The 21853-nt window shown below is 59.7% G+C and carries 15 protein-coding genes; 9 read left to right on the top strand and 6 right to left on the bottom strand.

Annotation, left to right across the window (positions count from 1 at the left end; translation table 11 throughout):
• Positions 1 to 5: 5 nt before the first annotated feature.
• Complete coding sequence (locus tag AC3IX1_RS13705; RefSeq protein ID WP_489388743.1) at positions 6 to 1565, bottom strand: diguanylate cyclase domain-containing protein; 1560 nt, start codon at positions 1563 to 1565, stop codon at positions 6 to 8.
• Between the two features lie 421 nt (positions 1566 to 1986).
• Here AC3IX1_RS13705 and AC3IX1_RS13700 point away from each other — a divergent pair, with 421 nt between their 5' ends.
• Positions 1987 to 6039 (top strand): glycosyl hydrolase family 28-related protein, encoded by a 4053-nt coding sequence (locus tag AC3IX1_RS13700; protein WP_489388620.1) that lies wholly within the window; start codon positions 1987 to 1989, stop codon positions 6037 to 6039.
• A 75-nt stretch (positions 6040 to 6114) separates the two neighbouring features.
• On the opposite strand, the gene AC3IX1_RS13695 is transcribed toward AC3IX1_RS13700, so the two are convergent.
• Positions 6115 to 6999: a LysR family transcriptional regulator gene (locus AC3IX1_RS13695; RefSeq protein WP_489388742.1), complete on the bottom strand. Its 885-nt coding sequence runs from the start codon at positions 6997 to 6999 to the stop codon at positions 6115 to 6117.
• 147 nt (positions 7000 to 7146) lie between these two features.
• Between AC3IX1_RS13695 and AC3IX1_RS13690 the strand changes: the two genes are divergently transcribed.
• From AC3IX1_RS13690 to AC3IX1_RS13660, 7 genes are all read left to right on the top strand, one after another.
• Entirely contained in the window at positions 7147 to 8247 is a 1101-nt protein-coding gene (locus AC3IX1_RS13690; RefSeq protein WP_489388619.1) for an alkene reductase, read from the top strand.
• A 251-nt stretch (positions 8248 to 8498) separates the two neighbouring features.
• On the top strand, positions 8499 to 9935 hold the full coding sequence (locus tag AC3IX1_RS13685) for an NAD(P)-binding protein (protein ID WP_489388618.1): 1437 nt from the start codon (positions 8499 to 8501) through the stop codon (positions 9933 to 9935).
• A gap of 21 nt (positions 9936 to 9956) precedes the next feature.
• Entirely contained in the window at positions 9957 to 10829 is an 873-nt protein-coding gene (locus AC3IX1_RS13680) for a GNAT family N-acetyltransferase (RefSeq protein WP_489388617.1), read from the top strand.
• Complete coding sequence (locus AC3IX1_RS13675) at positions 10829 to 11722, top strand: polysaccharide deacetylase family protein (RefSeq protein WP_489388616.1); 894 nt, start codon at positions 10829 to 10831, stop codon at positions 11720 to 11722. Before AC3IX1_RS13680 ends, AC3IX1_RS13675 begins: the two co-directional genes overlap by 1 nt.
• 194 nt (positions 11723 to 11916) lie before the next feature.
• Positions 11917 to 12372, top strand: coding sequence for a glycine zipper 2TM domain-containing protein (locus tag AC3IX1_RS13670; RefSeq protein WP_489388615.1), 456 nt, complete (start codon positions 11917 to 11919; stop codon positions 12370 to 12372).
• A 201-nt stretch (positions 12373 to 12573) separates the two neighbouring features.
• Positions 12574 to 13389, top strand: a complete 816-nt coding sequence (locus AC3IX1_RS13665) for an AraC family transcriptional regulator (protein ID WP_489388614.1) — start codon at positions 12574 to 12576, stop codon at positions 13387 to 13389.
• 113 nt (positions 13390 to 13502) lie between these two features.
• Positions 13503 to 14573 carry a threonine aldolase family protein gene (locus tag AC3IX1_RS13660; RefSeq protein ID WP_489388613.1) on the top strand — a complete coding sequence of 357 codons (1071 nt, stop codon included), beginning with the start codon at positions 13503 to 13505 and terminating at the stop codon, positions 14571 to 14573.
• Positions 14574 to 14701: 128 nt separating this feature from the next.
• Here the strand turns inward: AC3IX1_RS13660 and AC3IX1_RS13655 are convergent, their stop codons facing one another.
• Entirely contained in the window at positions 14702 to 15160 is a 459-nt protein-coding gene (locus AC3IX1_RS13655) for a winged helix-turn-helix transcriptional regulator (protein WP_489388612.1), read from the bottom strand.
• Positions 15161 to 15295: 135 nt separating this feature from the next.
• On the opposite strand from AC3IX1_RS13655, the gene AC3IX1_RS13650 reads away from it, so the two are divergent.
• Positions 15296 to 16528 (top strand): MFS transporter, encoded by a 1233-nt coding sequence (locus AC3IX1_RS13650; RefSeq protein ID WP_489388611.1) that lies wholly within the window; start codon positions 15296 to 15298, stop codon positions 16526 to 16528.
• A 63-nt stretch (positions 16529 to 16591) separates the two neighbouring features.
• Here AC3IX1_RS13650 and AC3IX1_RS13645 read toward each other — a convergent pair whose 3' ends face one another.
• From AC3IX1_RS13645 to AC3IX1_RS13635, 3 genes are all read right to left on the bottom strand, one after another.
• Positions 16592 to 17692 carry a polyamine ABC transporter substrate-binding protein gene (locus AC3IX1_RS13645; RefSeq protein ID WP_489388610.1) on the bottom strand — a complete coding sequence of 367 codons (1101 nt, stop codon included), beginning with the start codon at positions 17690 to 17692 and terminating at the stop codon, positions 16592 to 16594.
• 82 nt (positions 17693 to 17774) lie between these two features.
• Positions 17775 to 18587: a carbon-nitrogen hydrolase family protein gene (locus AC3IX1_RS13640; RefSeq protein ID WP_489388609.1), complete on the bottom strand. Its 813-nt coding sequence runs from the start codon at positions 18585 to 18587 to the stop codon at positions 17775 to 17777.
• A 248-nt stretch (positions 18588 to 18835) separates the two neighbouring features.
• Positions 18836 to 21733, bottom strand: coding sequence for a sensor domain-containing phosphodiesterase (locus tag AC3IX1_RS13635; RefSeq protein WP_489388608.1), 2898 nt, complete (start codon positions 21731 to 21733; stop codon positions 18836 to 18838).
• Positions 21734 to 21853 lie beyond the last annotated feature (120 nt).

Genomic DNA, 21853 nt, shown 5'->3' with positions numbered 1-21853 from the left:
CCAGATCAGGCCTCTAGCGTTTCAGTCATTGCAATGCCTTTGCGACCTAATTGTTTGACGCCATACATCGACTGATCCGCCGCCTTCAGCAGAGTGTCGAGGCTCTGGCCGTGAACAGGAAATAGCGAAACCCCGATACTGCACGAGAGCGATCGCTCTCCAGCGGTTGTCATGACTGGCTGCGCGATGGCTTCAAACAACCGCTCCGCCTTTTTTTCAGCACTCTCAGCGTTGGTAATGTCCGTAAGCAGAATGACGAATTCATCCCCGCCATAGCGTGCGACCGTGTCACGCGAGCGAGTCGCCTGAAGCATGCGATTTGCGACTGTTCGAAGCACTTGATCGCCTACTTCATGGCCGCATTCGTCGTTGATTTCCTTGAAGTGATCCAGGTCGATCAACATCACGGCAAACTGTTTCCCACTCACTTTCCAATTGGCAATGGCCTGCTCAAAACGGTCAGCAAAGAGGTAGCGGTTGGGCAACTCTGTGAGTACGTCATGGGTTGCCAGGTACGTTGCTCGTTCGTGCTCGACTTCTGCCCTTTCTATCGCCTTGAAATGCCGAATCAACACAAGCGGCATGAGGACAAGCGCCCCAGCCAAAACGGCAAGGATCACCAACGTTTCGGCGCTCAGAACATCCCCAAACCGCAACTGACGCTCAAACAGCAACGTCATTGGTTGTGAAGCGTTTTTAATGTCGACCCGATCGGTCAGGCGCGGCAGGAAAAGCTGATCCAGAAAACCTGCCTGCTTTGTGTCTGTGGAAAACACGTTGTTTTCTGAACCGGCGCCGGTTTTCAGAACAGCGCTGATATGGACGAAAGGATCGACGTTCGCATCGTTCACGGCTTCCAATAACGAGTCCGTTCTGATCAACAGTAAGGACAACATCGTGCTGCCGAAAAAATTGGGGCGTGTGCTCTCTCTTGCATCCTCGGTCCGATTGACAGACTGCATCAGAATGTAAGCATTACCACCTTCGTACATCGAGAAAACGGGTGATACGACGGGCTTCTGATTACTGCGGGTTCGAGCCAGTGCATATGAAAGATGCCCAACGGTTTCCAGCCTGACGCCATAGATCGAACTGGATTGCGGGAGTGGCGGGTACATGAACAACACGGGCCAGGTCTCATTGAGATTGACCTGATGCTGCGCGGGCTGTTGAGCGAGGCTCGGGAAATCCTTGAGTGCAAAATCCGCACGCCAGGTGCGTCTCAACAGTGCTTCAAAGGCAGCCTGCTCGGCAATGGGTACCGCCCTCGCCGCCTCGAGCATGTAAATATGAGGGTACGCGGATAAAACCGCTGCCGCATAACGAACTGCTGCTTCCGTATCGCTCTGGTCGACGGCCTGGAGAAATGCTGAAAAACCCGACAATACCGCTTCATTGGTATCCAGTTGGTTGCGCACGATGCCGGAAATGTTCTGTACGTATTCTGAAAAACGGGTTTCCCGACGTTCGGTCTCGGACGTCAGCAGTAACAAGGTCGAAAAACCAACCAAACCAACCGCCAAAAGAATGAATCCCACCAAGGAGCTGCGCCGCTTGGTAAACATCATTCGGGCTTCTCAATGCGCAGAGAGTACGTGGTGCCGATAGGAATAAGTAAGGCGAAGGTAAGCGCTATGGTTTTCAAGCGAGGTGCAATCCATGCAGTAAAAGGGAAGTCCGAAGTATTACGGTGCCAGTATCTCACTAAACCTCGGGGTAAACGTAGAGCCCACTTGAATCGTCCCGGACTCTCCAGACACCTTCCACCCATTCTTTGGCTGGTCCACTTCGACCTCGCTACTTGAGCGAGCGTCAACAAAACGTTATCTCATCGAAACATCTCATAACCGCTAATCAGTTGGCTCGGTTTTTTGACGCTTGCCCGATATGCGGTCACAACTTTTGCGCTCCGTTGGGTCATAAAACGGTAGCTGTCGATTGAATATTGGCACTACCGAGGTTTTCGCCTGATACGGAGATAAACTCATGATTTTCAATGTACAAAATTTTGGCGCCAAAGGAGATGGCATCACTGACGACACGGCGGCGATACAAAATGCAATTGATGCGGCGGCCGCTGCAGGCGGGGGGCAGGTGTACATGCCGACCGGAACTTACATCGTTTCGGGAGGTGAGGAACCCTCCGACGGCTGCCTGATGCTCAAGAGCAACGTCTACCTGTACGGCGACGGCATGGGCGCAACCACCGTCAAGGTGGCTGACGGCTCCGACACCAAGATCACCGGAGTCATCCGCTCCGCCTATGGCGAGCAAACCCACGACTTCGGCGTCAGCAACCTCACCATCGACGGCAACCGTGACAACACCACGGGCAAGATCGACGGTTGGTTCAACGGCTACATTCCCGGCGAAGCGGGCTACGACTCCAACGTCACCCTCGACAGCGTCGAGATCAAGGATTGCTCCGGATACGGTTTCGACCCCCACGAGCAGACCGTGAACATGGTCATCAATAACAGCGTGTCCCACGGCAATGGCCTGGACGGTTTCGTTGCCGACTTCCTCAGCGACAGCACTTTCGAAAACAACGTCGCCTACGACAACGACCGGCACGGTTTCAACATCGTTACCAGCACCCACGACTTCACGCTCACCAATAACGTTGCCTACAACAACGGCGGCACTGGCATCGTCGTGCAGCGCGGCAGTGAGGACATCCCCTCCCCCAGCAACATCACCATCACCGGTGGCGAGGTGTACGGCAACGGCGCCGAAGGGGTGCTGATCAAACTGTCCAGCGAGGTAACCGTCAGCGGCGTCGACATTCACGACAACGCCAGCGCCGGGGTCCGCATCTACGGCAGCAACCACGTCGAGATCATCGACAACACGCTCAACAACAATTCCCTGGGCAACCCCGTCCCGGAGATCATCATCCAGTCCTACGACGACACCCTGGGCGTGTCCGGCCAGTACTTCAACGGCAGCGATAACACCATCCAGGGCAACTTCATCACCGGCAGCAACCTGTCGACCTACGGCGTTGCAGAGCGCAATGAAGACGGCACCGATCGCAACGCCATTATTGGCAATACCATCAGTCACACCAGCAACGGCGCCACGCTGATCTATGGCGACGGCAGCTACGTCAGCGCCACGGTGCCGATGACCATCGTGCAAGGTACGGCCGGCAACGACACCCTGCTGGGCAGCGCCGCCAGCGAGATTTTCTACGGCGCTGCCGGCAACGACACTATCAATGGCGGGGCCGGTGGCGACATTCTGGTGGGTGGTGCTGGCATCGACAAACTCACAGGCGGCACCGGCGCCGATACGTTCCGTTTCACCGCTCAGTCCGACAGTTACCGCAACGCAACCACAAGCTTCGATGACATCCTCACCGACTTCGACGTCACCCAGGACAAGATCGACCTCGCCGGCCTCGGTTTCACAGGCATGGGCAATGGCCGTGGTGGCACCCTGCAGGTCAGCTACAGCGCCAGCAGCAACCGCACCTACATCAAGGACTACGATGCCGATGCCAGCGGCAATCGCTTCGAATTGATTCTCTCGGGCAACCTCGCCGGCACCCTGACCGCCAGCCACTTCATCTTCAATCGTGTGATCACCGGCACCAGCGCCAGCGACTCGCTGCTGGGTAGCGATTCGGCCGACACCCTGCTCGGCCTGGCGGGTAACGACAGCCTCAGCGGCGGCGCGGGCGACGATAAGCTCGACGGCGGCGCCGGACGCGACTCGCTGTACGGCGACGCCGGTGCCGACACCTTCCGCTACAGCAACGTACTCGACAGCTACCGCGACTACGACACCGGCGGGGTCACGGCCACCGATACGATTTATGACTTCACCGCGGGTGTCGACAAGATCGATGTTTCGGGCGTGGGCTTTCTCGGCCTCGGCGATGGCCACAATGGCACGTTGTACATCACCCTCAACTCGGCCGGCGACAAGACCTACATCAAGTCCGCCGAAGCGGATGCCGATGGCAATCGTTTTGAAATCGCCCTCAGCGGCAACTACCTCAACACCCTGACCGCCAGCGACTTCGTGTTCGGCGAGCGCGTCCAGCAGGACATCCTCTACCTGCCCACCCTCGGCCAATCCAATGCGCGCCTGCTACGCATGACCGAGGACGACGGTCAGTCCGGCACCTCGATGCTGGTCAACGACCTGGACCGCTACACCCCCTACGACGTGCGCAGCCAGTTCACTGATGCCGATGGCAACGGCATCGACATCGCGGTGGGTGGCAGTACGGTCACCGGCCTGTCGACGCTCGGCGCCGGGGAACTCGAGTTGTGCTGGTGGCTGACCGACACCAACCAACCCGGGGCCGCGTTGTTGCGCGCTGTAACGCTGCTGCGGGACCAGCTCAGCGAACTGCAATCGATCAATAACGTCACCATGGGCATCATTTGGGGCCAGGGCGAGGAAGCCGCCCAGGAGATCGCCCGCGCCACGGACAAAGCCGCGGCAGCAGCGGCGTACAAAGCCGCGACCCTCAAAGTGTTTGATTACCTGCATGCCCAGTTCGGCAACTTCAGCGTGTACATGATGGAAACCGGTCACTACGATCAGGACGCGGCGCGTGCCCGTGGTTATTCGCAAGAGAAGATTGCCTCCATCGTCGAGGGGGCTGGCTATGTCCGCGCCGCCCAGGAAGCCATCGCCGCCGAACGCGCCGACGTCAAGCTGGCGGTGGACTACACCGACCTCCCCTTGCGCCACGAAGTCGATCCGCTGGCGTATCCCGACGACGTCTGGCATCTGCACGAGGAGTCGGCGGAGATCGTCGGTCAGCGTTTGGCCGACTACATTGCCGGTGACCTTGGCTTCCAGGGCGACCCCAACGACAACAACAGCGTGCAGGACATTTTCGACAACGCCCGGAACATGATTTCCGGCACCAACCAGGCCGATACCCTGGTGGGCAGTTCGGGCAACGACACACTGGATGGATCCCTTGGCGCCGACACCATGACCGGTGGCAATGGCAACGACATCTATGTGGTCGACAATGCGTTCGACCGCGTGGTGGAAAGCAGTACATCGACCTCGCAGATCGATACGGTGCAGGCCTCCGTCAGCTGGACCCTGGGCGCCAATCTCGAGAACCTGGTGCTCACCGGCGTGTCGGACATCAACGGCACCGGCAATGAGCGGCACAACTTCATCACCGGCAATGCCGCCAGTAACGTTCTTGATGGTGCCGCCGGGGCTGACAGCATGAGCGGCGGCGATGGCAACGACACCTACTATGTCGACAACGCCGATGACGCCATGATCGAGATCAACAGCAATGTGGCACCTGGAGGGATCGACACTGTGCACAGCAGCCTGGCGGCCTATACCCTCGGCAACAACGTCGAGCATCTGTACATCGATAGCACTGGCGCCGCCAATGGCACGGGCAACGCGCTGGACAACACGCTGTTCGCCGGAGCCGGCAACAATGTGCTGGACGGGCGCGATGGCATTGACACGGTGTCCTTTGAACGCGCGCTGTCCGGCGTTACCGTAAACCTGTCGACGTCAGCGCAACAAAACACCACGGGCTCCGGGCTCGACACCTTGAAGTTCGTGGAAAACCTGACGGGAAGCGCCTACGCCGACAGTCTGTCGGGCAACAGCGCCGCGAACGTTTTGAACGGTGGTGCGGGCAACGATTCGCTCGTGGGCGGCTCGGGCGATGACCGGCTGATCGGCGGTGCCGGCACCGACAACCTCTCCGGTGGTACTGGCACGGATGTCTTCGCGTTCAGTGCGCTGTCGGACATGAGCGTCGGGGCTTTGCGCGATGTGATCAACGGTTTCAAGAGCACCGAGGGCGATCATCTGGATTTCACCGGCCTGGACGCCAATCCGCTGACCGCAACTGTCGACGCCTTCACCTTCATCGGCAGCAACGCCTTCGACCCTGCCAACGCCACCGGTCAACTGCGCTTTGCCAATGGCATTCTCCAGGGCAGTGTCAACGCCGACGCCACCCCCGAGTTCGAAATCCAACTGGTGGGTGTCCAGGAGTTGCACGCCAGCGATTTCACTGCTTTGGGTTAAGCCCACCCCTGCGGGAGCAGGCTCGCCCTGATGCCGGTCAGTCAAGGGTGATACTGAACCTGCAGGCGTAAGCGATCAGATGCGCAAGTGCGCGCTCATGTAATCAATGAAAACGCGCAATTTGGGTGAGGCATAACGGCTGGCTGGCCACAGCATCCAGAAGACGACCTCGCGGTCAATGTAGTCGTCCAGCACTGTGACCAGTTGGCCGCTTTCCAGCGCTTCGCGCACCAGGAAAGTCGGCAGAAAGGCAATGCCCCTGCCCCTGGTTGCGGCATAGGCAAGAGGCTCGATCGTGTTCGACGTCATCGTGGCGGGCAGCACCAGTTCAGCCTCGGAGGCTTCGAGCCGCAGCGGCCAACGCTCCAGCTTTCCCGTTGCGGGGAATTTGTGCTGCAGGCATGAATGTCGCTCCAATTGATGCGGATACCTGGGTACACCATGCCGCTTGAGATACGTGGGCGACGCCACCAGCACGTGTGCGCAGGAACCCAGGCGGCGCGCAGTCAAGCGTGAATCGGTTTGCTCGCCGGTCCGAATCACCACGTCGAACCCCTCATCAATCACATCGACCATGCGGTCGCAAAAATCGATATCCAGTTCCACTTCCGGATACTGCTCCATAAACCCGTCAAAGGCCGGCATCATCAAGTCGCCCAGTAGCGGAGTGCCTACGCGAAGTCGCCCTCGTGGACTGCCAGCCAGGCCTGACAGTTCGGACTCGGCAGCGCTGACCTCGTTGAGGATGCGGCGGCATCGCTCAAGGAACAGGGCCCCCTCGGCCGTCAGCGTGATACTGCGAGTGCTGCGATGAAACAGCCTTACATGCAAGCGCTCCTCCATCCGGGCAATGGTTTTGCCCACGGTCGAGGACGACACCCCCAACTGGCGGGCGGACTCGGTAAAGCTACGCGTTTCGGCAACCTGCACGAACGTCGAGATGCCACTCAGACTTTCCATCACGTTTCCTGCCTGCTCCGGTAGAACCCCACCCAAAAGGCGGGATTGCGGAAAATCCATCCGAAATGTTCGGCATCGCGGGATATTTTTCTCCGCGGATTTTACGCCTACATTGCGCCCATCCCACCACTGATAGGTATCGATGTCATGTCCAAACTGCATACGAGCATCCAGATAGGTCCTTACCAGATTTCCCATCGCGTCGTTCTGGCGCCACTCACCCGTATGCGTGCCGAGCCGGGCGCCATCCCTGGCCAGTTGATGGCCGAGTATTACGCCCAGCGCACCACCGCCGGCGGCTTGCTGATCGGCGAAGCGACTATCGCCGCAGCCAACGGCAATGGCTACCTCGGTGCTCCCGGTTTGTATGACGACAGCCAGATCGCCGGCTGGAGGCTCGTGACCGACGCTGTTCATGCCAAGGGCGGCAAGATATTTCTGCAGCTTTATCATGCGGGGCGCCAATCCAATAGCCTCCTGCAGCCAGGCGGTGCCCAACCGGTGGCCCCTTCCGTCATGGACCACGGCGGCCTCGCTTTCACCGAGACTGGCTGGACACCCGGCAGCCCGCCGCGCGAACTGACCGTCACTGAAATCCGCGACCTGGTAGAAAGCTTCCGCGCCGCGGCCAAACGCGGTATCGCAGCCGGATTCGACGGCGTGGAACTGCACTCGGCCAACGGTTACCTGTTTGATCAATTCCTTCAGGACGGCAGCAACAAACGTACGGATATCTACGGTGGCTCGTTCGAGAACCGCAGCCGGTTCCTGCTGGAAGCGGTAGAAGCAGTGATCTCCGTCTGGGGCAGCAATCGGGTGGCGGTGCGCCTGGGGCCGAGCGGAAATTTCGGCGATATGTCCGACAGCGACCCCATTGGCCTGTTCACCTATGTCGCGCGCGAGCTGAACAAGCTGGACCTCGCCTATCTGCACCTGATCGAGCCGCGCATCCTGGGTGTCGCCGAAGACGAGCGTCGCGACCAGAATCCGGTGGCGTCCCAACTCATCCGCCAGCACTACAAGGGCACCCTTATCGCGGCGGGTGGTTTCTCCGGTGAATCGGCCAACGCGATCCTTGAGGCCGGCGATGCAGACCTGGTCGCGTTTGGCCGCCACTTCATCGCCAACCCTGACTTGCCCGAGCGCCTGCGCAATGGATGGCCGCTGAACCAGTACGACCGGGAGTCGTTTTTCGGTGGCACGCAAGCGGGTTACACGGACTATCCTTTCCATACTGAAGTTGCGTGATCATTTGCGCCACTGGTAGTGGAGTGTCTGGAGGTAGATTTTCGGGAGCTGCTGCCGATGCATTGAACCATCGACAAAACCGCCAGCGCTTGCCTGGCGGGGTTCCACCAGCAGATGAGTCGACATGGGATTTAGAGAGCCTTTAAATCTGTTGGCTATGTCGGCAAGGAACAACCGTTCTTTTGCGACAAGCGAAAACAACTAGCCTGATTCGATGGAGGCGTATTTTCAACTTTCATCAGGGCGTACCTATGAACACAACCACCCTAGTGACGGATTATCTGGTCATCGGCGCGGGGGCAACAGCCATGGCCTTCGTCGATACTTTGCTCGATCAGTCGGATGCGAGCGTGCTGATGGTGGATCGACACGCTCAACCCGGTGGACACTGGAACGATGCCTACTCGTTCGTCCGCTTGCACCAGCCGTCTGTCTTCTATGGCGTTAACTCCTGCGAGTTGGGCTCCGGCCAAAAGGACGAATCCGAATGGGGCGGTGGCTTATATGAATTGGCCTCAGGCGCCGAGATTGTCAGTTACTTCGATCAGCTTATGCATCATCGATTCTTGCCGTCAGGTCGGGTGCAATATTTTCCGATGCACAACTACGAAGGTGAACGCACCGATAGTCATTGCATCACTTCCTTGCTCACCGGCGAACGTAATGCTGTCCAGGTACGAAGAAAGCTGGTGGATGCGACTATTGCACAGGCAGCCGTTCCTTCGACCCATCCACCGCATTACCGGGTAGAGCCCGGTATACGGTGCGTACCGCTCAACGACTTGCCAAAGATCGGACAGCCTTACTTGCGTTACGTGGTGGTGGGCGGAGGAAAGACCGGCATCGATGCCTGTCTGTGGCTGCTGGAGAATGGCGTGGCACCAGGCAGGATTCAATGGATCGTTCCAAACGCCCCCTGGCTGTTGGATCGCGCCAACTTTCAACCCGGCCAGGAGAATGTTGTACGAACGATCGGTAGCCTCGCGAACCAGTTCGAAGCAATAGGTGCTGCAGATTCGATCCCGGACCTGTTCCTCAGGCTCGAAAGTGCCGGCGAACTGCTGCGCATCGATCAAGCCGTCGAACCCACCGCCTTCCGCGCTGCGACCATTTCACAGGGTGAATTGCGTGCGCTACGGCGCATAACCAATGTAGTGCGCCTGGGGCGGGTGTGCGCGATTGAAGCCAGCCGTATATCCCTCGAAAGGGGCAGCATCGCTGGAGATCCCGACGCCCTTTACATCGACTGCAGCGCAAGCGCTGTCCCGATTATTCCTGAGGGAAGCGTGAAAGCGTTTGATGGCAATCGGATCAACCTGGTGACAGTCAGCAGTTATCAGCTTCTGTTCAGTGCCGCACTCATCGCATACGTGGAAAGCCACCTCGACGATCAGATGCAGATGAATCAACTATGTGGGTTTGTCCCGCTGCCACGCTCACCGGTGGACTGGGTCAGGATGTGGGCCGCTTATCTTGGCAATCAGCGGCAATGGAAGAACCATGCGGGGTTGTCCGACTGGCTTGCGCAGTGCCATCTGCACCTTTTGCCGACCGTGCTGAGAAGCCTGCAAGAGGGGGACCCTGAAAAGCTTGCCGTGTTGAACCGATTTACTGAAGCCAGGAAAAAAGCCCTGGAAAACATGCCCAGGCTCCTGCAGGCCGTAGCAGGTCTGGCGCAAGAGTCCTAAGCGACTGAGGAGAACTTCGCGGTGTCGAATCAGCTGGCCATACGCAACATGACCCGTCCCGAGCTGGACGAGCTCGTCGATTGGGCTGCCCGTGAGGGTTGGAATCCCGGCCTTCACGATGCCGAGCTGTTCTGGGCTACGGACCCTTCCGCCTTCATCGCGGCGTATCAGGGCGGCGAATTGATCGGCGGCGGTGCCATCACCTCCTACAATGGCGAATTCGGTTTCATGGGTTTTTTCATCGTCCGGCCTGAATATCGCGGTCAAGGCCTGGGCAATACCCTCTGGCACGCACGCCGCGAGCGACTCCTCGCCCGCCTGCGCCCAGGCGCGAGCATCGGCATGGACGGCGTCTTCGCGATGCAGGATTACTACGCCAAGGGTGGTTTCGTCTTCTCCCATCGCAACATGCGATTTCGTGCCAATTTCACCGCCCACCCGACGACCTCGCAGGTAGACGGCCAGGACATCGTCCCGTTGGCCTCCTTCCCGTTCGATCAGGTGGTCGATTACGACCGCACCTGCTTCCCCGCCGCGCGCGCAAGTTTCCTGAGCGGGTGGATAGCCCAGGCCGATGCACTCGCCGCGGGTTGCCGGCGCGAAGGCAGGCTAAGCGGCTATGGCGTGATAAGGCGCTGCCGGGAAGGCTGCAAGATCGGCCCCTTGTTCGCCGATGACGCCCTGGCAGCCAACGCCCTCTACGCGCGCCTGGCGGAATATGCGCAGGGTGGCCCGCTGTTTCTCGATGCCCCGCAGAATAACCCCGCCGCGATGGCGCTCGTGCAACAACAGGGCATGATCGAGGTTTTCGGCTGCGCACGCATGTACCTCGGCCCTCCCCCGGCGATCGCGCACGAACGTGTGTTCGGCGTCACGACCTTCGAGCTGGGCTGATGTCCGCTCGCGACCTCATCGGTTATGGCGGCTGCCCACCCCACCCGCGATGGCCCGGTGAGGCGCGCGTCGCGGTCCAGTTCGTTCTCAACATCGAAGAAGGCGCGGAGTCATGCATCGTCAATGGCGATGCACAGTCGGAGGCCTGGCTTCACGAGCTACCGGGCCGTCCGCCGCGTGTGGGGGAACCGGACTTGAGTGTCGAGGGCATGTACGAATACGGATCGCGCGCAGGTGTGTGGCGCATTCTGCAGCTGTTCAGCGCCCGAGGCCTGCCGCTGACCGCCTTCGCCGTCGGCCGGGCACTGGAACTCACCCCGGCGATTGGCCATGCGCTCTGCGCTGCCGGGCATGAGATTGCCGGGCATGGCTACCGTTGGCTGGACTATCGCGACATGCCTGAAGACCAGGAGCGGCTTCACATCCGCCTCACCCTCGACGTGATCGAGCAGATCTGCGGTAAACGCCCCGCAGGTTGGTACACCGGAAGGGTCAGCCAGAACACCCGCCGCCTGTTGCGTGAGGAAGGCGGGTTTCTCTATAGCTCGGATGCCTACAACGATGATCTGCCCTATTGGCTCCCAGGCTCGCCCGCCCACCTGGTGATCCCTTACACACTGGTCAACAACGACGCCCGCTACCTGCTGCCGAATGGTTTCGCCTGCGGTGAAGACTTCTTCCGGCTGCTCAAGGATGCTTTCGACCTGCTGTGGCAGGAGGGCGCGCAACACCCGAAGATGATGAGCGTCGGCCTGCATGGGCGGATCAGTGGCCATCCTGGTCGGGCGATGGCGCTGGCGCGGTTTCTCGATTACGTGCAAGGCCACGACGCGGTGTGGATCTGCCGACGCGAAGAAATTGCCAGGCACTGGATGGCCCAATTCCCCGCCTGAGCGGTAAGGGAGCCGGAACGGCTTGAGCCACGCTGGCGAATCAATATCACCCACCCGCTCATCCGCGCCTGGCGTTCTGGTTCACGAACCTCAAGCGCTGTGCGCCGCCAAACAAGCGCATGAACCGGACTTTTTCGTCTAACGTCATTGGATGCGTTTGCATGATCCACTTCCTCTGAAAATGGAGTTCGACGATGAAAACAATCGCTTCCTGGCTGACGATTACACTTTTTGGTCTGGTGCTTGGCGGCTGTGCCGCGGTGGGTGCCGGGAGCGGGGGCGCTGGCGAGATGGAAATTCGCTCGGGGAAAATCGAGCAGATTACACAGACCCAGATGCAGACCAATCACGATAGCGGCGTCGGTGCCATAATGGGGGGTATTGGCGGTCTGGCCCTGGGTAGCCTGATCGGCGGGGGCACCGGCCGGGATGTGGCGATGGTCGCCGGTGCCCTCGCGGGTGCGGCAGGCGGCAACTACGTCGAAAAGAAAAAATATGATCAGCCCGTGGACGCACAGCAGATCATCGTTCGCACCCAGAGCGGCGTACTGGTTCAGGTGACCCAGCCGATCAACCCGGCGCTGAGAAAAGGCATGAACGTGTACGTCGAGGGTGCCGGAAACGAAGCGCGGGTGGTGCCACAAAGTTAAGGGCGGCTACTGGATGTTGCGCAGCGGACAAATGAGCCGTAGTCACTTGCTGCGCAACATCATCATGTCGAGCAACTTCGGTTGACACTCAATGACTCATGCACGAACTCAGGCCAATTGCTGGCAACCCATGGATCTATACCGCTGGAGGACCTAAACTTCGTGGTCCCCGCCCTCCTCGCCGATTGTTGAACGGGTTTCATGACTGAGCATGCCAAGTACCATCACGTGTCCGAAGTACCAGGCCTGGTGCTGGGCTCCGCACGTTTTGCGGATGTCGGCTTCGATCGTCATTACCACCTCGATTTCCACATTGGTTTTGTCACCGAAGGCATCCAGCGTCATCGATCGAAAGGCGAGTCGTTTCTTTTAGGTCCGGGCAGTGTTGCCCTGATGCCGCCAGGTGAAATCCACGATGGCGTGTCCGAGGGCGGCGGCGCTTATACGCTCAAGACATTCCGCCTGTCCCAGGCGTTGGTCGCGAGCCTGTGCGAAGAGATCAGCGGTCAACCGAAAGAGCTTGAATTGACCGGTGTGTTGCTCGAGAACACGGGGCTTGCCGGCAACCTGCGCGGATTGCACGACGCGATGCAGCAGGCCGTTGGCCCCGGCAGCCTCGCGGTGCAGACGCAATGGTTCACCCTGCTTGAACAGCTGTTGAGCCAGTCACGGGCGATCAAGCCCGAAACGATTACCGGCACGCTTTCACCTCTGCAATGGTCTCGCGTCAGGGACTATTGTTTCAGCCACATCGATGAGCGAATCACCCTCGATGATCTCGCCGGACTCTGTGGGCTGGGGCGTTTCCCATTCCTCAAGCAGTTCAAGCGGACCATCGGCATGACGCCCCACGCGTGGCTGCTTCGCCTGCGTCTCGAACGGGCCTGTGGTCTGCTCTCTCGCAGCGCGCAACCCATCGTCGAGGTCGCCCACGCCGTCGGCTTTTACGATCAAAGCCATTTCAACCGCGCCTTTCGGCAGGCATTCGGCGTCGCGCCATCGCGCTACAGGACTTAGGCCGTCGACCACCAGGCCACCGTCAATTTTTTACAAGCGCGACAACCCTTCCCCTCCATAGGATGCGCCAATCCGGGCGAAACACCTTCGCCTGCGCAGCCGAGAACTGGATGATGAACGGTGAAACAAACAGACCGCCCGCGCTGGGTTTTTCAAGTGACAACATCGCCGGTGCATCGCCGGAGGTGGCACAAGCCCTGGTCAAACACAGCTCGGGCCAGGCGAGCCCCTATGGCACCGACGAGTTGACGGCGCAGGTTCAGCGCAAGTTCTGCGAGATCTTCGAACGTGACGTGGAGGTCTTTCTCGTACCCACCGGCACCGCCGCCAACGCCCTGTGCCTGAGCGCGATGACGCCACCCTGGGGCAACATCTACTGCCATCCGGCCAGCCATATCAACAACGATGAATGCGGCGCGCCGGAGTTCTTTTCCAGCGGCGCGAAGCTGATGACTGTCGACGGTCCGGCGGCCAAGCTGGATATCGGCCGACTGCGCGAGCGCACTCGCGACAAAGTCGGCGACGTGCACACGACCCAGCCCGCCTGCGTCAGCATCACCCAGGCCACTGAAGTCGGCAGCATCTACACCCTGGATGAAATCGCAGCCATTGGTGACGTCTGCAAGTCTTCTTCCCTGGGATTGCATATGGATGGGTCGCGCTTTGCCAACGCCCTGGTGTCGCTGGGCTGCTCCCCGGCCGAGATGACGTGGAAGGCCGGCGTGGATGCGCTGTCGTTCGGTGCCACCAAGAACGGCGTGCTGGCGGCGGAAGCCATCGTCCTGTTCAATACCTCCCTCGCCACCGAGCTGAGTTACCGCCGCAAGCGCGCAGGCCATCTCTCTTCCAAGATGCGTTTTCTGTCGGCACAGATCGATGCGTACCTGACCGACGATCTCTGGCTGCGCAATGCACGCAAGGCCAATGCTGCCGCCCAGCGCCTGGCCCAGGGACTTGCTGGCCTGAGCGGCGTTGAGGTGCTCGGCGGCACCGAGGCGAACATCCTGTTCTGTCGGCTGGACCCGGCAATGATCGATGCGCTGCTAAAGGCCGGCTTCGGGTTCTATCACGATCGTTGGGGACCGAACGTCGTTCGCTTTGTCACCTCGTTCGCCACCACCGCTGAGGATGTCGATCACCTGTTGAACCAGGTGAGGCGAGCTGTAGATCGGGAGCGCGAGTAACCAGAATGCCGCTAGAGCCGCCCGCTGCTAGTGCATGACATCGCCGACGTGGCGGCCAATCTTGATGACGGTATCATCGAACCGCGGCGGGTGTCGCTGCTCGACTGACTCGCCTTAAACCGTTTGATTCACGACTCGTCGGCAACCACCCTCACTCGGTGGCAGTCGGACGGTCCAAGTTTTTGACCGCTCGCGGAGCGAACTTCAATCGGCATCAGGGACTGGCCGTACTCATTGTCCAGCAACACCGAACGCGTCTCCTCACGCGTGAACAGAAACCGTTCACCCCACTGCCTCATACTGACCACCACTGGAAAGATCTCCCGTCCTTTCTCTGTAAGGACGTACTCCTTGTAGGCACTGCCATCCGACGCAGGTTGAACGTCGAACACACCGACCTCAACCAGCGTCTTCAGGCGTGATGCCAGAATGTTCTTGGCCACCCCCAGGCTTTTTTGAAACTCGCTGAATCGGCGAATGCCGTCGAACGCATCGCGAATGATCATCAGCGACCATCGATCCCCAATGGCTTCCAGTGTTCGTGCTACCGGGCATTCGCTGCCTTGCGATGAAGGGTCTGCGACCATGGTGTTTACCTTTTGGATAAGGACAGCCAGGTCAATCGTCTGGCCTTGAGTAAGGTGGTTGCAATTTGAAACCTGATTCGATAATAATTGAATCGAGTTGCTAATTGAAACCAGTTTAGCGCCACGGAGGCTCATGTGAAAGCAGATACCGATTCAGCCATCCATCCATTCACCGCGCAGGCTTCGGGGCTTTCTGCGCAACTTACGTTCCTGTTTTCTGTCACCTGCGCGCTTGCTGTCGCCAACGTCTACTTCGCACAACCCTTGCTCGACTCAATGGCCCGGAGCCTGGATGTTGCCCCATCAATGATCGGGTTTGTGGTGACGGCGACTCAAGTCGGTTACGCGCTGGGGTTGCTGCTCATCGTCCCTTTGGGCGACTTGTTGAACCGTAAGGGGCTGATTCTGACGCAAATGCTGCTGTCCGCGATTGCGCTGGCGGGAGTCGGCGCCGCACAGCAATGGCTGACCCTGTTGGGGGCCATGATCGCTGTGGGTTTACTGGCAGTGATGGTTCAAGTGCTGGTGGCCTGCACCGCCGCGCTAGCAACGCCGGCACAACGTGGCCAGGCTGTGGGGACCGTCACCAGCGGCATTGTCCTGGGCATTCTTCTGGCGCGGTTCACCTCCGGACTGATCGCCGATCTGGCGGGCTGGCGCGCCGTGTATTTCGTTTCCTCGGGACTGATGCTGACCCTTGCGGCGGTGTTGTGGAAAGTCTTGCCTCCTGCAGTGACGCCACGCAGTCGATACACCTACCCAACACTCATCCGCTCGCTCTTCACGCTGTTCATGACCGAACCAGTGTTGCGAACCAGGGGCCTGTTGGCCTTGCTGATCTTTGCCGCTTTTTCCGTGCTGTGGACATCCATGGTGCTGCCGTTGAGCGCCCCACCGCTGTCGCTTTCACACTCGGTCATCGGCCTGTTTGGCCTGGCGGGTGTCGCTGGCGCCCTTGCTGCCAGAAGATCCGGTCGCTGGGCCGACCAGGGGCTGGGGCAACGGGTCACCGGTATTTCGCTGGCGATCCTGACGCTGTCCTGGCTACCCATCGCCTTTGCGCAGTCGTCGCTGATCGCGCTGGTTTGCGGGGTGATTCTGCTCGACTTCGCGGTGCAAGCCGTACACGTCACCAACCAGAGCCTGATTTTCGCGGCACGGCCCGATGCCCAAAGTCGCATGGTCGGCGCCTACATGTGCTTTTACTCGGTGGGCAGCGCGCTGGGTGCCGCCGCCGCAACGCAGGTGTATGCGTTATGGGGATGGACTGCCGTCAGCCTGCTGGGCGCCTTGATCAGTGCGACGGCTCTGGTGCTGTGGTATTTCACGTTGCATTTTTCATCGAAGCAATCAGGAAGATCGGTATGAAAGCCCGGTGTATCTCGTCAAACCCCACTGCCCAACCTGGCAGTGGGGAGGTGATCAATAGATTCAAGTCCCGCTTTTGACCTTGCTCCAGATCCGGGTCCGGATGCGTTCGATTTTGAGCGGCAGTGGCTGATCGGGGAACAACGTGGCCAGTGTGGCTGCCGGAGGATAGACGTCAGGATTGTTTTTCAGCCCCTCATCGATGTACGCCATGGCGCTCTTGTTACCGTTGGGATAACCCAGGTAGTTGGAGCTCTTGGCGATGATGTCGGGGCGCATCATGTAGTTGATGAAACTCAATCCTTGCTGCGGATGAGGTGCATCCTTGAGCAACACCAGCGTTTCCATCCAGACCGACGAACCCTCGCGCGGAATCCGGTAAGCCAGGTTGCGCCCGTTGTTGGCGCGCTCGGCGTTGATCTTCGCGTCGTACACCCCACCGGACCAGGCCACCACCGCGCAAATGTTGCCGTTGGCCAGGTCAGTGATGAACCGAGACGAATCAAAATAGGTGATGTAGGGACGGATTTTCAGCAGCAGCGCTTCGGCTTTTGCATAGTCTTCAGGGTTTTTACTGTCAGGCGGCAAGCCGAGATAGTGCAAGGTGATCGGAATGATCTCGCTGGGCGAGTCGAGCATGGCGACGCCGCATTGGCTGAGTTTGGCAATGTTCTCTTCCTTGAAGATCAGGTCCCAGGAATCCACCGGGGCTGCCGCCCCCAGGACCTTGGTCACCTGGTCGACGTCATAGCCGATCCCCGTCGTGCCCCACATGTAGGGAATCGCATAACGGTTGCCGGGATCGTTCTGCGCGACCTTGGCGAGAATGTCCGGATCAAGGTGCGAACGGTTGCTCAGTTGGCTGCCATCGAGTTCCTGGAGTACGCCGGCCTTGATCAGGTTGGGCAGCGCACTGTTCGTCACCACCACCACGTCGTATCCGCTACGTCCCACCATCAACTTGCTCTGCATGACTTCAGAGCTGTCAAAGGTATCGAGCACCATGGGGGTGCCGGTCTCTTTCTCGAACTCCTTCGGTGCTTGCGGGTCAATGAAGTCGTACCAGTTGTACAGGTTCACGCTGGGGCCCTGTGCCCAACTGGCGGTCGTCCCCAGCCCGCAAACGGTTAACAGGCCAAGGTGCAGCAAACGCTTGAATTTCATGGGGTGCTCCTGGCGAATCGGCCAACTGAGGGCAGTCCGCCGCAATGTTGTTCTTATTGGAATGTGAAACAGGATTCGCCGCTCAGGGAATCAACCACTCACGGCGACCGTCCGCCTGCTCATCTAGAGCACCGTGCAATTGCAAGCGCTTTTCCGCGCGGTAGTCATAGAGCGCCCGTGCCGCGGTGACCTGCGTCATGTCCAGTTCGATGACCTGCCGACTCTCTTGCGATCCGGCCTCGCACAGTCGCTTGCCGAACGGGTCGACGACGGTGCTGCCCCCGGCGAAGACTTCGCCAACCCCCTCGCCGACGCGATTCACCATGGCGGCGAAGACCTGGTTTTCCTGGGCTCTGGCAGCAACGGCGGTATGGTGCACATGGCCGTAAGGCTGCATGTTGCCGTCAGTAATCAGAATCAGCTGCGCACCGAGTGCCGCCAGGGCGCACGCGCCTTCCGGGAATTCAATGTCGTAGCAGATCAACAAACCGATGCGCACTCCGCGCCATTGCACGGTGGAGAAACGATCGCCCGGCAGCACCAATCCCGGCTCACCCACCCACAGATGAGTCTTGCGATAATTGAGTGCCACGCCTTCCGGGGTAATGAACAAGGTGGTGTTGTAAAAGCGCTCGCCATCGCGCTCGATCAAACCGACGACCACCGCGACATCTCGCTCCCGGGCGGCAGCGCAGATGGCCTGGACGCTGGGACCGCAAACGGGTTCGGCGAGCCGGGCAATATTGCCGTGATCGAGAAAACCGGTGATGTACGACTCGGGGAACAGCACGATATCGGTGCCAGGCGCACTTTCGGCAATCGCTTGCAGAATGCGTTCCAGGTTGTAAGCGACATCGCCATCGCGACCCGCCAACTGTACGAGTTCAAGTTTCATTGTCAGACCTTTCAGGTGAAAAAGCGTCCTGGCCAGGAAGCGGATGACTTTGGTCAAAGGCCCGACAAGTATGCGGAACGTGGCAAAACTTCCTATCACGCGGAGTGAGTACCCCCAAAGGGGTAGTACCTGAAGCTGTCGCTCGGGGCCGGCACTTCAAGCGTCAGGCAAAGTACAAGCAGCGCCAACAGGCGCGTGGTGATGGGCGGCATTGGGCGCCCCAGGTAGCGGACAGTGTTGCCCCCCTGCTAGCCACCGAGCAGTGAACTCGCCAGCAACGTCTTCAAGGACATCGGCCTGGCAAAATGATAACCCTGGGCCTGCCCTGCCCCCATTTCACGCAGCAACTCCAGCGTCGCCTGGTCCTCGACGCCTTCGGCCACCACACTAAGGTCCAGCGATTCGGCCATCCGCACAATGGCCCGGACAATCGCGCGACTGCGAGGGCTGGTGGTCAGTTCGAAGATGAATGACTTGTCGATTTTCAAGCCGCTGAAACGGTATTGATGCACATAGCTCAGGGATGAAAACCCTGCGCCGAAGTCATCGAGCACCACTGACATGCCGTTGTCGGCCAGTTGTTGCATGGTCTGTCGGGCAATCGCCGGCTCGGCGACCAGCGCACCTTCGGTCAGTTCCAGGCAGATTCGCGATGGCGAAACCCGGTGCTGTGCCAACAGTGCCAGCACCTCACTAGCGAATTCAGGGCGCGTCATGCTGTAGCTGGAGCAATTGACGTGCACCGGCGGCCAGTTGGCGTGTTCGGGCTGTGCGAGGATCGCGGCAATGCTGGCGAGCATGTACAGGTCCAGTCGGCCGATCAGGCGCAACCCCTCGACATCCGGCAGGAACTCGCCCGGTGCGATCACCCGGCCGCCCGGCTGATGCCAGCGGATCAGCGCTTCAAGGGCCAACAGTTCGCCGGTTTCGACGCTGACGATCGGCTGGAAATACGGCAGCAGTTCGTCGGTGCGCTTGAGCGCGTTGCGCAAGGCCCCTTCTCGCTCGACCTGGTCCGAGACTTCACGGCGCAATTCCTGGTTGAACACCGCGTAGCTGTCGCGCCCGGCACTCTTGACCCGGTACATCGCCGCATCGGCATCGCGCAGCAAGTCGGCGGGTTCGTGATGAAACTGGCTGTCGGCGCTGACGATGCCGATACTGCAGGACGAAAAAACCTCATGGCCATTGATGAAGAACGGCAGGTCGAATGCCACCAGGATCCGTTCGGCGATTTCGATCACCACCTCCAGCGATGCCTCGGGAGCCATCACTGAAAACTCGTCGCCCCCCAGGCGCGCCAGCATGTCGGTGTCGCGCAGGCAACCGCGCAATCGGTGGGCGGCCTGCATCAACAGCAGGTCGCCAAAATGGTGGCCGAGGCTGTCGTTGACCATCTTGAAGCGGTCGAGGTCGATGAACATCACCGCCAGGTGCCCGCCTTCGCTGCCGAACCGCGACCAGGCGAGGTTGAGACGCTGCTGCAGATAGGTGCGATTGGGTAGCCCGGTCAGCGCATCGTGGGAGTTTTCGTGCTGCAACTTGGCATTGGCGTGATCGAGTTCGCGGGTGCGGCTCTGTACCCGGGCTTCGAGCTGGAGGTTGGCGGCATGAATCGCTTCGGCGGCCGTGCGTCGCGACAACGCTGTGTCGATGTGCCGCGACACGAAGGTCAGCAGTTCCTGGTCGCGCAGGGTATAGCGCACCTGCGAGGTATAGCTTTGCACCGCCAGCACACCACGCACCACGTCGTCTTCGAACAAGGGAATGCCCAGCCAGGAGAAGGAGCGCACGGACTCATGGGCAATTTCGATTTCACCCTGCGCGGACAATCGTTCAGCCTCGCCGACGTCAATCAGGCAGGGGCGGCGCTGACGGATGACGTACTCAGTCAAGCCCCGGCGCCCTCGACGTGCCGCCGGGCAGGTGGTCTGCCGTTCATCCACGTAATAGGGAAACGTCACTTCGCCGGTCCCGTCGTCAAACAGCGCAATGTAGAAGTTCTGCGCGAACAGCAGATCACCGACGATGCCATGCAGGGTCTGGAACAACTCGGCCATGTCACCCGGCTGGCTCGACAATTCTGCAATCTGGAACAACGCGCTTTGCAGATGTTCGGCACGCTCCCGCTCTGTGACTTCCTGGCGCAATGCGTCGTTGACTGCCGAAAGCTCCAGGGTGCGACGCAACACCGTTTCTTCCAGGTCCTCCCGGTGCAGAATCCGGTCCAGCGCCATGGCCACGTGACGGGCGACCACCAGGAACAGCGCGCGGTCTTCAGCGCTGTAGATGCGAGAAACGTCGTAGACCTGCATCGCCAGCATGCCAAACACCTCGTCCGAGGCGTTTTTCAACGGCGCACCCATCCAGAATTCGGGACGATCACCCACACAATGGAAACGGTCCTCGGCCTGGGCCGCGAGAATACCGGCGGCATCGATCAGCAACGGCTGGCCGGTGGTCAACACCTGGCCCGTCAGCGACAGGCGCGAAGGGACAAGGTATTCGTAGTTTTCGGATTCCAGGGCATCAACGTCGATGATGTCGACGTAATACGGGTAGTCGATCTTGCCGGTGTGCGGGTTATACAACGCGAGAAAGAAGTTCTCGGCGTCGATCAGGCTGGCCAGCAGCCGGTGAGCCCCCACCAGGAATTCTGACCGGTCACGGGTCGAGCTGGCCAGGTAGGTAATTTCATACAGCACGCGCTGAGTGATTTGCGCACGGGCCAGGGTATTGGTCTGCAGTTCGATGCCCAGGCGTTGGGCAAGTTCAGCAAGCGCCGGTTCTGCAGCATCGGCGACCGGCGCGAGCAGCCAACCGAGCTCACTTTCGCCCCTGCCGGTGGGCCAGCGGTGCAGGTTCGAGGCCAGGCAAAAGGCTTCAAATTCGTCATTCGCAACGCTTGAAGGCCACTGTACCCGTGGGTCGCCCTGGCCAACCCGATGTAACTGTTCACCGGCGCGGTAAAACACCCACGCGGTGGTATGGGCCCAGTTGCGCGCCGAGTCCAGCAGTTGTCCGATCCTGTCGTCGTTGCCGGCGCAAGCCATGCCGACAGTATCCGGTCTCCCTGGGGGGTGAAATGCGGCAACTGCGTCATTGCTCGATTGCCGCGGGGAACCGGTCAATGTACGAAAACTCATCAGCGCTCCCTGAGCCAAAACGGCTGAAACTCACTGGCTGATTGCTTGCAATGTGCCATTTGGCTTTCCGTTTAAAGCTTATGGCGGTTTTTTTCAATGATTTTGTTCACTTTAGTGCCA

The sequence above is a fragment of the Pseudomonas sp. KH_046_2 genome, assembly GCF_057838985.1.
The sequence above is the reverse complement of the archived record's forward strand: the minus strand, read 5'-3'. Positions and strand labels throughout refer to the sequence as shown.